Here is a 13820-nt window from a genome sequence, read left to right on the forward strand (position 1 = left end):
GTCAGCGGCGGCTGGGCGCCCGATGCGGTGGTTGTTCCGGGGCCGGGCGCCGCTTGACCGGCGGTACCGCACGGACGGCCGGGTCGTCGGGGTGCAGGGTGAGCGGCTCGCCGTGATGACGGATCGTCAGCGGTGCTCCGTCGAGGAGCGCGTACGTGGCCTTGTCGGCGTGCACCTCCACCCGCAGCCGGCGGCCGAGGAAGCGCACGGTGAAGGCCAGGCGGCGGATCTTCTCCGGCAGACGCGGCGCGAACCCCAGTCCCTCGTCGTGCCGGCGCATTCCGCCGAAGCCGGCCACCAGCGCCATCCAGGTTCCGGCGAGCGACGCGATGTGCAGGCCGTCGCGGGTGTTGTGCTCCAGGTCCGCCAGGTCCATCAGGGCGGCCTCGGCCGCGTAGTCGTGGGCCAGCCGCAGATGCCCGGTCCGGGCGGCCATGACGGCCTGGCAGCACGCCGACAGGGAGGAGTCCCGAACGGTCAGCGGCTCGTAGTAGGCGAAGTTGCGGGCGGTCTGCTCGTCGTCGAAGTATCCGTCGCAGGTGTACATCGCCAGCACCAGGTCGGCCTGCTTGACGACCTGTTTGCGGTAGAGGTCGAAGTAGGGGAAGTTCAGCAGCAGCGGGTACTGGTCGGGCCGGGTGTTCGCGAAGTCCCAGCGCTGGTAACGCGTGAAGCCCGCGTGCTGCTCGTGCACCCCGAGTTCGCGGTTGTAGGGGATGTGCATGGCCTCGGCGGCGTCCCGCCAGGCGGCGCTCTCCTCGTCGTCGACGCCGAGCCGCTCCGCCTGCCGGGGATGGCGTTCGGCGGCGTCGGCCGCGGCCAGCAGGTTCTCCCTGGCCATCAGGTTGGTGTAGGTGTTGTCGTCGGCGACCGCGCTGTACTCGTCGGGACCGGTGACGCCGTCGATGTGGAAGGCGCCGTGGTGGTCGTGGTGGCCGAGGGAGCGCCACAGGCGGGCAGTCTCCACCAGCAGCTCCACCCCGGTGTCCCGTTCGAAGTCGGTGTCCCCGGTGGCGGAGACGTAGCGCACCACGGCGTTCGCTATGTCGGCGTTGACGTGGAAGGCGGCGGTGCCGGCGGGCCAGTACGCGGAACCTTCCGACCCCTCGATGGTCCGCCAGGGGAACGCGGCGCCCTCCAGGCCGAGCTGGGCCGCGCGTTCCCGGGCGGCGTCCAGGGTGTTGTACCGCCAGCGCAGTGCCTCGGCGACGGCATCGGGCGCGGTGTAGGTGAGGAGGGGCAGCACGAACATCTCGGTGTCCCAGAAGGCGTGCCCGTCGTAGCCGGAGCCGGTCAGGCCCTTCGCCGGTATGGCCCGCTGCTCGGCGCGGGCCCCGGCCTGCAGCACGTGGAAGAGGGCGAAGCGGACGGCCTGCTGGATCTCCTCGTCGCCGTCCACCTCGACGTCCGCGCGGGCCCAGAAGTCGTCCAGGTAGGCCCGTTGTTCGTCGACGAGGCCCTGCCAGCCGTCGTGTGCGGCGGCGGCGAGGGCGGCGTCGACCTGGTCGCTCATCGCGGGCAGCGAGCGGGCTCCGGACCAGCCGTGGGCGACCAGCTTCTCCACGCGCAGCCGCTGGCCCGGCTCCAGTACGGAGGTGACCGTGAGCCGGGCCACGTCCGGGTTGCTCTCGCTGCTCGTGGTGGTCCGCTCGGGGCCGGTGACGACGTGGTCGGCGGCCACCGCGACGCGCAGGCCGCTGCGGCGGGTGCGGTGCACCAGGCGCAGCCGCCGGTCCGAGGCGAAGTCCTCCTCCGGCTCCAGCGGCGACTGCAGTGCCATCGCCGCGCGCGGGTCGCCGTTGGACCCGGGCAACTGCTCGTTGGCGACCAGCTCGGACTGGATCACCACCCGGGCCCGGTCGCCGACGGGCTCCACCTCGTACGCGACGGCGGCCACCGCGCGCTGGGTGAGCGACACCAGCCGGGTCGAGCGCACCCGCACCGTCGACCCCGTGGGGGACGTCCACTCGCAGGTGCGCTCCAGCACGCCGCGCCTGAGGTCCAGGACGCGCTCGTGGCGGACGAGTCTGCCGTAGCGCAGGTCGAACGGCTCGTCGTCGACCAGCAGCCTGAGGACCTTGCCGTTGGTGACGTTGATGACCGTCTGGCCGGACTCCGGATAGCCGTAGCCCGCCTCGGCGTACGGCAGCGGATGCACCTCGTGCACGCCGTTGAGGTAACTGCCGGGCAGACCGTGCGGTTCGCCCTCGTCGAGGTTGCCGCGCCAGCCGACGTGGCCGTTGGACAGCGCGAACACGGACTCGCTCTGGGCCAGCACGTCGAGGTTCAGCTCGGTCTCGCGCACCGTCCAGGGCTCGACGGCGTACGACCGCTGGGTGATCACTCCTTGCCCCCCAGTTCGGCGAGGTCCTTCACCACGACGTCGGCGCCGTGCGCGTACAGGGCGTCGCTCTGTCCGACCCGGTCGACGCCGACGACGTACCCGAACCCGCCGGAGCGGCCGGCGTCCATGCCGGCCAGTGCGTCCTCGAAGACGGCGGCCTGCCGGTACTCGACGCCGAGGTCGCGGGCGGCGGCCTGGAAGGTGTCCGGGGCGGGCTTGCCCGGCAGCCCGCGCTCGGCGGCGACCACGCCGTCGATCCGGACGTCGAAGAGGTGCTCGGCGCCGATGGAGCGCAGCACATCCCGGGTGTTGGCGCTGGAGGAGACGATCGCGGTCCTGAGCCCCTTCGCGCGCACGGCGTCGATGTAGCGCAGCGTGCCCTCGTAGGCCTCCACGCCCTCGGTGCGGATCTTCTCCAGGACCAGCTGGTTCTTGCGGTTGCCGATGCCCTGCACCGTCCGGGCGTCCGGTGGGTCGCCGGGTTCGCCCTCGGGCAGCTCGATGCCCCGGGAGGCGAGGAAGGTGCGCACACCGTCCGCGCGCGGGCGTCCGTCGACGTACTCGTCGTAGTCGGCCACCGCGTCGAACGGCCGGGCGCGCTCACCCTCGTATCCGCGCAGGAAGTCGTCGAACGTCTCCTTCCAGGCGGCCGCGTGCACGACGGCCGTTCTGGTGACGACCCCGTCGAGGTCGAAGAGACAGGCCTGGATGGTGTCGGGCAGACCGAGCTCAGTCATACCCAGCACACTTCCCCGCAGGGCCGGTTCCATTGGGTGGCGCACACCACATGCCTCCGGGCGGCGCGCACCACACGCCCCGCCGGCCGTCGCCGGGTGACAGACTCTCCGGCGTGTCCCTGACTTTCGACGACCTCCTCGCCCGCGCCCGCTCCCTCGCCGAACAGGGCCCTCGCGCCCTCCTCGGCATCGCCGGCAGTCCGGGCGCCGGCAAGTCGACGCTGGCCGAGCATCTGGTGCGCGCGCTGAACGGCACCGGGCGGCCCTGGGTGGCGCACGTCCCGATGGACGGCTTCCATCTGGCCGACGCCGAACTGGACCGTCTGGGCCGCCGGGACCGCAAGGGCGCACCGGACACCTTCGACGCCGCCGGGTACGCGGCGCTGCTCGGGCGGCTGCGCGAGGAGCGGGACGAGGTGGTGTACGCGCCGGGCTTCGAGCGGGTGCTGGAGCAGCCGCTCGCGGGCGCGATCGCGGTGCCGCCCACGGCCCGGCTGGTGGTGACGGAGGGCAACTACCTGCTGCTGGACACCGGTGTGTGGCCCCGCGTCCGCGGCCGGCTCGACGAGGTGTGGTTCTGCGAGCTGGACGAGCAGGAGCGCCTGCGCCGTCTGGTCGCCCGGCACGAGGAGTTCGGCAAGACGCACGAGGAGGCGGTCGCGTGGGTGATGCGCAGCGACCAGCCCAACGCCGAACTGATCGCCGCGACCCGCGGCCGGGCCGACCTGGTCGTGCCGGCCGCCGCGCTGCCGCCGAGCGCGTCCGTGGCGTGAGTCACGCGTGCGCCGTCGAGCGGCGGGCGCGCAGGGTGACGCCCATCGTGTGCGGGCCGAATCCACCGAGGCAGACGCGCGGTCCGGTCGTCGCGTCGGTCCCTCCCAGCAGTGTGTAGTCCTGACCCGGGTCGTACCGCAGCAGGTCGCCCTGGTCCGGTCCGGCCAGCGGTTCGCCGGAGTGGACGCCGGCCTCGACGCGGATCTCGTCCTCGCCCACCCGGTACGTCGTCGCCCCGGAGCCGAGACACCAGCGCCCGTCGCCCAGCGGTTCGGCGCCGTGCACGACGCCTCCCGGCCGGAAGGTCAGTTCGAGTGCCCACGGCACCCGCGGACCGGCCATGTCGAACCGGAGGTCGGCACCGTCGTCCCGGAGTTCCACGTCGACGCGGGTCGTCAGCGCGACCTCGTCCCGCGGCCGCCGCCCGAACGACATCGCCGCCGAGAAACGTCCCTCGTCCGCCATCTCGTAGGCGCCGTCCGCCCGGCGTTCGGCCGGCTCGAGCGGCTGGTAGTAGGCGGCCGTGAGGGTCTCGGCGAGCCGGTACCGGCCGTCCCCCAGAGGCGTCATGTCCGTGGCGCGGAAGGGGCCGAGGTCGAAGAAGCCCCGCGACAGCCGCACGGCGTCGAGGACCGCGTCGCCGGCGAAGAGCCGCAGGAAGGTCGGATTGCAGGCGAGGCCCGAGCGGATGCGCCGGTGCGCGGGCACGTCCGAGCCGCCGTACACGACGGTGTGCGCGCCGGCGGAGGCGTGCGAGGCGAGGCGCGCCGTGGTGAGGTACCGGTCGCGCGGCAGGGTCTCCGGCTCCGGTGCCGGCAGCGTGCCGCACAGGTCGGGGGTGAGGACGGTCTGGGCGAGCAGGTCGGGGTCGTCGACGCCGTGGGCCGCCGCCAGCCGCGCCGCCCGGCTGAAGTCCCCCCGGCCGGTACGGATCGCGAGCAGCCGGTAGTGCGGCAGGTAGGGCGCCAGGGGGAACGTGTGGTTCTGGTCCTGCCGCCGCGAGTGGACGGTTTCCACCGTGCCGTCCGGCCTGATGAGGTCCAGGGTCGCGGTGAGGTTGCGTTCGACGGCGTCCCGCAGGTCGTTACGGCCGAGGACGTCGGCCAGGAGCAGCAGCGACGGGTTGGACACGTGGGCCGCGTAGTTGGCGCTGCGCTCCGAGTACAGGCCCTCCGCGTCGATGTCGACGCCCTCGGCGAGCCATGCGTCGACACGGTCGAGCAGCCGGCCGTCCGGGAACGACCGGTGCAGCCGGGCCAGCGCCGCGCACAGCTCCCAGCGGTGGTTCGGCGTGTGCACCCCGCCCGTCCGCAGGCTTTCGCGGGCCCCGCCGGCGATCTCGGCGAGGGCGGCGGCGGCCTCGCGCAGTTCCGGCCCCGCGCCGGTGGCGAGGACGTGTGCGTCGCACACGTCGTTGACGGTGAACGCGGAATCCGGGGGTGACTGCACGTTGTCGCCGCCGGCGAAGAGGCCGGAGGGGGTCTGCAGGGCCCGGAGAGCGGCGAGGTGGGCCGTCGCGGCCGCGACGGCCCGCTCGCTGCCGTGCAGCGCCGAGTCCGGTGAACGGTACGCCGCCAGAAGTGTCTTCACCCGGTGCGCCAGACCGCGGTGGGACACACCGGCCGGCTCCTCGTCCGGGCGGTCCGCCAGCGGGACGGCCAGCCGGTCGGCGGCACGGGCCACCTCGCGGACGAACTCGCGGTCGAGCGTGATCTGCACGGTCAGTCCTTCAGGCCGGCGTTGATGTCGGCGCCCATGACGTAGCGCTGGAAGACCAGGAAGACGGCGATCAGCGGGATCATGGAGATGACCGACGCGCCGAGCAGGACCGACCAGTTGATGTTCTGCGCGCCGACGATGCTCTGGATGCCGATCTGCACGGTGAACTTACCGGGGTCGTTCAGCATCAGCAGCGGCCAGATGTAGTCGTTCCACCGCCACTGGAAGGACAGGATGGCGAGGGTCAGCATGATGGGCCGGGAGAGCGGCACCATGATCCGCAGGAAGATCGACAGTTCTCGGGCGCCGTCGATGCGTGCGGCTTCCACGAGTTCGTCGGGAACCGTCAGGAAGAACTGGCGGAACATGAAGCATCCGGTCGCGGTGAGCACGGCCGGCAGGATGATGCCGGCGAACGAGTTGTAGAGGCCGAGGTTGCGGACCACCAGGAACTCCGGGGCGAGCATGACCTCGCCCGGCAGCATCGTGGTGGCCAGGATGCAGAGGAAGAACGCCTTGAGCCATTTGTTGTCGTACTTGGCCAGCGCGTATCCGGTGCAGCAGCTGACACCCACCGTGAGGATGGTCGTGATCACGCACACGAGGGCCGTGTTGGCGAAGTACTGGGAGAAGTTGGCGCTGCGCCACGCGGTCAGGTAACCCGAGAGGGTGGGGTGGTGCGGAACCAGCGTCAGCGGATAGGAGAACAGGTCGCTGGCCGGCTTGAGGGAGCTGAGGATGAACCACAGCACCGGCAGACCGTAGAGGCACGCCAGGATCCACAGCAGTGCGGTCGCGGACACCGCCCGCCGGAGCCCACCACCGGCCGCGCTGCGCGGCCGCTTCCTGGAGACCACTTGCTTCGCGTCGGCGTCGAGCGGGCGTGGCATGTCTGTGGTTGTCATCGGTTCTCCACCCGCCGGTTGACGATCAGCTGGATGATCGCGACGGCCATCAGGATGAGCATGAGCACGAACGACGCCGCGCTCGCGTAGCCGATCTGGCCGCGTTTGAAGCCGGTCTCGTAGATGTACTGGACGAGCAGGTTGTTCGACGATCCGGGTCCGCCGTTGTTGAGTGCGACGAACACCGGGTATTCCTTCATCGCGTTGATCGTGTTGAGCAGGATGACGATGAACGAGGTGGGCGCGATGCTCGGCAGCGTGATGCTGATGAACTGGCGCCACGGGCCGGCGCCGTCGAGCGAGGCCGCCTCGTAGTACGACACCGGTACGTTCTTGATCGCCGCGATGAACAGCAGCATCGTGAACCCCGTCCACATCCAGGATGCCGCCATCACCACCACCAGCAGCGAGAGGTCCGCGTTCGACTGCCAGGGAACGGCGGGCCCGCCGAGCTTCTCGATGACGTAGTTGACCAGCCCGAAGTTCTCACCGAACAGCCACCGCCACAGGACGCCCACGACGATGGGCGACAGCAGCCACGGGATGAAGAAGATGACGCGGGCGACCGACGAGCCCTTGGCGTGCTTGTTCACCACCAGATTGGCGGCGAGCAGCGAGAGCGCGAAGTTCAGCGGGACGAAGAGGACGGTGTACAGCAGCGTCCGGGTCAGCGCGTCGTAGAACGTGGAGTCCCCGAACAGGTTGTGGTAGTTGTCCAGTCCCACCCACTGGAACACTCCCACGCCCGTGTAGTTCGTGAAGGAGTAGACGAGCCCGATCACCGCAGGCCAGACGAAGAACAGCGCGAAGAGCACGACATTGGCCGCGATGAGAACGAGCGGCGCGAGGGTGTACTTGCTGCGTCTCCTGGGCGGGCTCGCGGACACGTCCGAGGCGCTAATGGTCATCTTCCTGACTCCGTGCTGGGGGAAGGGATTGCGGGTGGGCTCACGCATGAGCCCGGCATCACAGGGCGCGCCCGGGGCCGGGCGGCGGTGTCTCGCCGCCGCCCGGCCGAGCGGCCTACGAGACGCCGCCGACCTGCTGGTTGTAGCCGGCCACGATGTTCTCCAGAGCCTTGTCGGGCGACTGCTGACCGTTGATCGCCTTGCCGAGTTCCGTCTTGGTCGGATCCTCGGTGATGCTCTTGCCCTTCAGCACCCACTGCGTCTGGGCGCCGTTGAAGTAGCCGGAGATCGGGGCGTAGAGCGGGATCTCCTCGTTGTACAGCTTGAACGCCGCCTGCGCCGCCTGGGAGGTGAAGGGGTACTTCGGGTTCAGTCCGTTCTCGACGGGCAGGAAGCCGGAGGCCTCGCACAGCTCGCTGTAGTGGTCCGGCTCGTAGACCCAGGACAGGAACTTCTTGGCGGCGGTGGCCGCGGCTCCGTTGTTGTTGAAGCCGACCATCATGCCGCCTGCGTTGACGTCGCTGGCCTGCACCGGCTGGGCGGGAGTCGGGACGCTGGCCCAGTCGAACTTCTTGATGCTCTCGGCGAAGGCCGCGACCTGCCACACGCCGGACCAGTAGGCGACCACGTCACCGCTCTGGAACATGGCGGACGGGTCGGCGCCGCTGGTCCACACCGACTTCGGCATGGTCTTGTTGTCGTTCCATCCGACGAACGTCTTCACGGCCTTCTTGGTGGCCGCGTCCACCGAGAACTTGCCGGAGGAGTCCGCGTGGACGTACTTCCCGCCCATCTCGTACACCATGGCCCGGAGCCGGGACGGCGACTGGTCGAAGGTCAGGGAGTACTTGGCACCGGTCTTCTCGCGGACCTTGTTCGCCGCCTTGATGAAGTCGGTCCAGGTCCAGGTCTTCTTCGGCGAGGTCGGGAAGGAGACGCCGGCCTTCTTGAACAGCGACTTGTTGATGAACAGGCCGGACGCGGTGACGTCCGAGGGGATGGACAGCACCTTCCCGGACGAGTCCTTGGCGAGGAAGTTGGCGTTGATGTTGTAGCTCTTGTTGCCGGCGATGGAGCTGAGGTCGATCAGCTTGCTCGACCAGATCGGGTCCAGCGACGGCACGGCCGCCACGTCGGGCAGGGAGTTCGCCTGCGCGGCGTTGTGCAGCTTCGTCGTGTAGCCGTCGTAGGGGATGTTGACGAGCTTGACGGAGACGCCGTTCTCCTTCTTGTACTGCGCCACCAGCTTCTTCCAGCCCGCGTCCTGCCCCGGAACCGTGGAGATCCAGAACGTCAGCGACTTCGCGTTGCCACCGGACCCCGACCCCGAGCCGCAGCCGGCGAGGAGGAGGGCGGCCGACGTGGCCAGCGCGGCCGCGGGCACCAAGCGGCGGACCGAGCCGCCCAGCCGGCGGGAGCGCCGCACACCCACACAGATCATCTTCGATCCCTTCGGTCGTAGCGGACGGAGCACGGCGCCGGCCGCTGGCAGTAGCAGGTGCCCAGTTTCTTATCACTGTGATGAAAATACTCACAAGGGATCGGCAGCTTCTCGTTACATATCTGACGCTTTCGACGTGACCATGGCTTCTGGAAAAAGGCCTGCTACTGTCTGGCGTCTGGGCAACCGGGGGCGCAGACTGACTTTGCTATCAGTGTGATGGGTATCTGGGGGAACAGGGGAGTGTTGTGAAACCACGGGCGCCGCGCACCGCGACGACACGGCACGTCACCGCAATCAACCGGACCGCGATCCTCGACGTTCTACGCGAGCACGGACCTCTGTCAAGACGCGATATCCAGGAGCGCACCGGTCTCGGCTCGGCCACCGTCGACCGGCTGTGCTCGGCACTCATCGAGGAGGGCGCGGTGGAGGTCGCGGGCCAGATGCGCTCCTCGGTCGGCCGGCCCTCGTCCCTGCTGCGGTTCGCGTCGTCGGCCCGCGCCATCATGGCGGTCGACGTCACCGAGTACACGGCACGGGGACGCGTGGTCAATCTGGGCGGGACCACCCTGCACGAGGAGAGCCTCAGCTTCGACCTCGACGGCGCGGACGCCGGCGCGGCCCGCATCGAGGGGCTGCTCCAGCTCGTGGACCGGCTGACCGCCACGCAGACGGGGGTGACAGCGCCGATCGCCGCCGTCGGCATCACGGTGCCCGGCATCGTGCACGCGGGAGTGGTGTCCAAGGCGGTCGAGCTCGACTGGCGGGAGCTGCCGCTCGCCGACATAGTGTCGGCCCGGTGCGGCCTTCCGGTGCATGTCGAGAACGACGCCAACGCCACCGTCTACGGCGAGTGGTCGAGCGGTGCCCTCGCGGACGCGCACAGTGCCGTGGCCTTCGTGCTCGGCGCCAGACTCGGCGCGGGCATCCTCAACGACGGGCACCTGTACCGGGGGCACCGGTCGGCCGCGGGCGAGATCGGCTTCCTGCTGGCCTCCAGCGCGTCGTTCACCCGTTACTTCACGGAACAGGGCGACATCGAGTCCAGTCTGGCGGCGCAGGCGCTTCCGTTCGCCGCGCGGGAAGGCCTGCACGGCAGGCGCATCGGTCCCGCGTTCCGCGCGATGATGGCCCGCTGCCGGGCGGACGACAGCGAGGCCCTGCGAGCCCGCGACGAGTTCTTCGACCTGATGGCCCTCACCCTGGTCGCCGTCTCGGTGGTGCTCTCGCCCCAGGTCATCGTGCTCGCCGGTGCGTTCGCCCAGTACAGCGAGGAGTCCGCCGAGCACCTCTCCCGGCGTCTCGTCGGCCGGATCCCCTGGGTACCGCGGATCGCGGTGAGCGAACTCGGTTTCGACGCGGCGATCACCGGCGTGAGCGCGCTGACGATCGAACACGCCCGGTCCGCGACGTACCTCGCCTGATCCCCTGGCGTCCGCCGGACGCCAGGGCGGTCACCGGGCGGAAGCGCGGGCCGGCGCACCGGTCACGGACCGGATTCCCCGGGCCACGGCGAGCCGGGCCGCGCCGGCCACCGTGCCGCTGTCGCCGACCTCGCTGCTGACGACCTCGGTGGGCCAGCTCAGCCGGGCGAGTTCGGCCCGCACCCCGGGCAGGAGCTGCGGCTCGGCGCCGACGGCGCCGCCGAGGACGATCAGGCCGGGGTCGAGAACGGCGGTGACGGCGGCGGCGAGCCTGCCCACGTCGGCGGCATGGGCGGCGACCACGGCGCGCGCCGTGGCGTGGCCCTGTGCGGCGAGGGCGAAGAGCCGCTGCGTGGTGCGGGGGCGGGCGCCGTCGCCGTCCTGCCAGGCCTCGGCCGCGCGGCGCAGCAGGGAGCGTGCGCCCATGTGCCGCTCCAGGGCCTCGGGGCTCGGTTCGCGACCCCCGTCCCAGGGATAGGGCAGACGGGCCACCTCACCGGCGGCCCCGTTCACGCCGCGCAGCACCCGGCCGCCGACGACGATGCCGAGGCCCAGCCCCACGCCGATGCGCAGATAGCCGAAGGTGTCACGGCCGCGGGCGGCCCCTTCGTGCAGTTCGGCGAGGGCCGCGCAGTTGACGTTGTTCTCCAGGTGGACGGGCACGCCCTGCGGCAGTGCGACGGCCAGGGCGTCGAAGGCGGGACCGGCCTTGGCCGTCGCCGGGCGCATACCGCTGCCCCACGGGTCCCGGGTGGTGACATCGCCGACGGCGACGACGACCGCGCGCAGCGGGGCGTCGGCGGGCAGTTCGCCGAGGACCGCGCGGACGGTGTCGGCGGCACCCTGCCGGGAACCGGTGCCCTGGGCGAGCAGGGTGCCGTCCAGGGCACAGCCGCGCACACGTGTCCGGCCGGGGCCCAGGTCGACGGCGAGTACGGCACCCGAGGCCCGTCCGAGACGGTAGACGGCGGCGGAACGGCCGGTCGCGCCGGAGGCGGTGCCGGAGCAGGCGGCGAGTCCGGCCGACTCCAGCTCGGCCACGGCCAGGGAGACGGTCGGCTTGGAAAGGCCCGCACCGGCGGCCAGCTGGGGACGGGTCGCGCTGCCCGCCTCGGCCAGTACGTCGAACACCGCGCGGGCGCTCTCACTCAGGTCCAATGCTCTCCCCGGATCGTGCTGCGGCGAGGTGGCCGCGAGGGGCGCCCGGCACCGGGACTCCGCGACTCTTGACGCACCCTACTTCGTTAGTTAATTTCCTAACGAATCCCAGGTTACCGGCCTGCCGTGATCCGCACGAGGCCCGCCCCGGGGCTTTGTGATGCCTGCCGTCGGCCCAGGCACGTTCCGCGGTCGCGGCGCGGCGCAACGACGAAAGAGGATCCGTGCGCAACTCCACGCCCCTGGTGGTCGGTATCGACGTGGGCGGCACCAAGACCCAGCTGCGCGCCACCGCGTCGGACACCCGCGTCGCCGATCACGTCCGCAGCAGCGGCGGCTGGCGGCCGCACGACCCCGTGGCCGCCGCCGACTGGCTGGCCGCGCTGGTCCGCGAGGCGCTGCCGGCCGGTGCCCGCCCGTCCGCGCTCGCCGTGGGCGGCCACGCCTGCGAGACGGCCCGCCAGTGCCAGGAGATCCGCGCCGCGCTTTTCGAACGCCTCCCCGTGCCCGCGTCGGTGGTGGGCGACGCCGAGCTCCTCGTCCCCGCCGCCGGACTGGACAAGGGGGTCGGCCTCGTGGCCGGTACCGGCTCCGTCGCGGTCGGCAGGCTCGCCGACGGCACCGCTGTCCAGGTCGGCGGCTGGGGCGCGGTGCTCGGTGACGAGGGCGGCGCGGCCGGCCTGGTCCGGGAGGCGGCACGGGCCGTCTGGGCCGCGCACGACCGCGGGGAGCCGCCGGACGCGCTGGCCCGGGGCCTGGTCGCGGCGTTCCGCGTCGCGGAGGTTCCGGCGCTCGGCGCGGCCCTGGAGAGCGCCTCCAGCCCCTCCGCCGACTGGGGCCGGCACGCACCGGCCGTGTTCGCCGCCGCCGAGGCCGGCTCGGTGCTCGCCCGCGCGGTGATCTCCGAGGGCGGCCGGGCACTGGCCGCCCTGGTCGAACGGCTCGCCGCACGCGGGCTCCCGGTGGACGACGTCGTCGTGGCGGGCAGCACCGTCCTCGCCCAGCCGGCCCTGTACGACGCCTTCGCCTCGGCACTCGCCGAGCGCGTGCCCGGCGCCCGGCCCCAGCCCCTGCGGGTGCCGCCGGTCGAGGGCGCGGTGGCGCTGGCCCGGTCGCTCCTGTGAGCCACACCGGCCTCGTCGCCCTCGTTCACCCACGGGACAGGTGTCGGTCGCCGGGCCCTCGCCGACGGGTCACGGTCCGGCCGTAGATCTTCACACGTCACGCAGCGACGGGGGCGCAGGACTCGGGAGCCGTTCTGCGCCCCCGCACTCTTCCCGTCTCCGACCACAACAGAAGAACCAAAGAGAGGCAGCCGCATGCCGTCATCAGCCGGGCACCACTCCCCCTCGCCGGTCCGCGCACACGCCGTCGGCCGGCGCGGATTCCTCAAGACCTCGCTCGGCGCCTCGGCGGGCGTGCTCGCGGCGCCCACGTTCGCCGGCTGGCTGGCCGCCGCCGATGCCAAGGCCGCGACGGTCCCCGCCGCGTTCGTCGACGACTACAGGTCCAACGTTCCGGCGAACCTCACCCCCGAGACCAACGCGGTGGTCCGCGTCCTCGGCGGTTTCGCCCAGGTGTGGAAGACCGGCTCCGCCTGGAACACCGGCGCCGTGCTGCGGCCCGAGGTGCTGCGCGCCAACATGCGCTACTGCGCCCGCGTCACGGCCGCGCGCACGGACGCCGAGGCGAAGGAGGCGTTCGTCTACGACCGGCAGCACCAGAGCTACGCGATGATCGCGGGTCTGGGCCCGCTGGCAGACCTCTACAAGGCGGGCGCCAAGGCGGTCACCTCGATCACCGCCGCCCCCGACGGCACCCCGCCGGCCAAGGTCGACGACGCCGTGCCCGCCGACGCCCCGGCCGGCTCGGCGCTCGGCGCCGGCTCGCACGACTCCGCCCTGGGCAAGGTGGCCGAGCTGGTCGACACCGTGCGCGGGCCCTACGCCTCCGGCAACCCGGCCAAGTACGCCTACCAGTATCCGCGTCCCTGGCGCATGAACGAGGACAGCGAGGTCGTCGACACGGGGCGGACCGACGCGCTCGGCTACCCGGTGTACGACTCCAAGGTGGTCGTCGCCCCGCAGCTGCTGCGCCAGCGCAGCACCTCCCCCACCGACGACGGCGGCTTCCCCAGCGGCCACACCAACGCCTTCCACCTGGCGGGGCTCGCGCTGGCGTACGCGGTCCCGGAGCGCTTCCAGGAGCTGGTGACCCGTGCCTTCGAGCTGAGCCACACCCGGATCATGGCCGGCATGCACTCCACCGTCGATGTCATCGGCGGCCGGATCATGGCCACCGCGCTGGCCGCGGCGACCCTCGCGGACCCGGCCAACGCCGCCCTCAAACAGGCCGCCCGGGCCCAGGCGCTGGCGTACTTCGAGGAGCAGACCGGGACGGACGCCGG

Annotated in this window: 11 protein-coding genes; 4 read left to right on the top strand and 7 right to left on the bottom strand. The window is 71.7% G+C overall.

The window, feature by feature from the left end; all coding sequences use genetic code 11:
• Position 1: 1 nt before the first annotated feature.
• Positions 2 to 2344, bottom strand: a complete 2343-nt coding sequence (locus tag ACWC21_RS02660; RefSeq protein WP_450877363.1) for a glycoside hydrolase family 65 protein — start codon at positions 2342 to 2344, stop codon at positions 2 to 4.
• Positions 2341 to 3081 carry an HAD family hydrolase gene (locus ACWC21_RS02665; RefSeq protein ID WP_450877365.1) on the bottom strand — a complete coding sequence of 247 codons (741 nt, stop codon included), beginning with the start codon at positions 3079 to 3081 and terminating at the stop codon, positions 2341 to 2343. Before ACWC21_RS02665 ends, ACWC21_RS02660 begins: the two co-directional genes overlap by 4 nt.
• Before the next feature lie 113 nt (positions 3082 to 3194).
• Here ACWC21_RS02665 and ACWC21_RS02670 point away from each other — a divergent pair, with 113 nt between their 5' ends.
• A complete protein-coding gene (locus ACWC21_RS02670) occupies positions 3195 to 3854 on the top strand; it encodes a nucleoside/nucleotide kinase family protein (protein ID WP_450877367.1) in 660 nt (219 codons plus the stop codon).
• 1 nt (position 3855) lies between these two features.
• Here ACWC21_RS02670 and ACWC21_RS02675 read toward each other — a convergent pair whose 3' ends face one another.
• The 4 genes from ACWC21_RS02675 to ACWC21_RS02690 form a co-directional block, all read right to left on the bottom strand.
• Complete coding sequence (locus tag ACWC21_RS02675; protein ID WP_450877369.1) at positions 3856 to 5574, bottom strand: hypothetical protein; 1719 nt, start codon at positions 5572 to 5574, stop codon at positions 3856 to 3858.
• A 2-nt stretch (positions 5575 to 5576) separates the two neighbouring features.
• The gene (locus ACWC21_RS02680) at positions 5577 to 6479 is read right to left on the bottom strand and encodes a carbohydrate ABC transporter permease (protein ID WP_450877371.1); all 903 of its coding nucleotides are present in this window, start codon (positions 6477 to 6479) and stop codon (positions 5577 to 5579) included.
• Positions 6476 to 7387: a carbohydrate ABC transporter permease gene (locus tag ACWC21_RS02685; protein ID WP_450877373.1), complete on the bottom strand. Its 912-nt coding sequence runs from the start codon at positions 7385 to 7387 to the stop codon at positions 6476 to 6478. The genes ACWC21_RS02680 and ACWC21_RS02685 overlap by 4 nt, the downstream gene beginning before the upstream one ends.
• A gap of 115 nt (positions 7388 to 7502) precedes the next feature.
• Positions 7503 to 8828: an extracellular solute-binding protein gene (locus ACWC21_RS02690; protein ID WP_450877375.1), complete on the bottom strand. Its 1326-nt coding sequence runs from the start codon at positions 8826 to 8828 to the stop codon at positions 7503 to 7505.
• A gap of 248 nt (positions 8829 to 9076) precedes the next feature.
• On the opposite strand from ACWC21_RS02690, the gene ACWC21_RS02695 reads away from it, so the two are divergent.
• A complete protein-coding gene (locus ACWC21_RS02695; RefSeq protein ID WP_450877377.1) occupies positions 9077 to 10255 on the top strand; it encodes an ROK family protein in 1179 nt (392 codons plus the stop codon).
• 30 nt (positions 10256 to 10285) lie between these two features.
• On the opposite strand, the gene ACWC21_RS02700 is transcribed toward ACWC21_RS02695, so the two are convergent.
• Positions 10286 to 11413: an ROK family protein gene (locus ACWC21_RS02700; RefSeq protein WP_450877379.1), complete on the bottom strand. Its 1128-nt coding sequence runs from the start codon at positions 11411 to 11413 to the stop codon at positions 10286 to 10288.
• Positions 11414 to 11637: 224 nt separating this feature from the next.
• On the opposite strand from ACWC21_RS02700, the gene ACWC21_RS02705 reads away from it, so the two are divergent.
• Positions 11638 to 12537 carry an N-acetylglucosamine kinase gene (locus tag ACWC21_RS02705; protein ID WP_450877381.1) on the top strand — a complete coding sequence of 300 codons (900 nt, stop codon included), beginning with the start codon at positions 11638 to 11640 and terminating at the stop codon, positions 12535 to 12537.
• Between the two features lie 195 nt (positions 12538 to 12732).
• The coding region (locus ACWC21_RS02710) for a phosphatase PAP2 family protein (RefSeq protein ID WP_450877383.1) at positions 12733 to 13820 on the top strand (1088 nt) is incomplete at its 3' end.

The sequence above is a fragment of the Streptomyces sp. NPDC001348 genome (assembly GCF_053597535.1).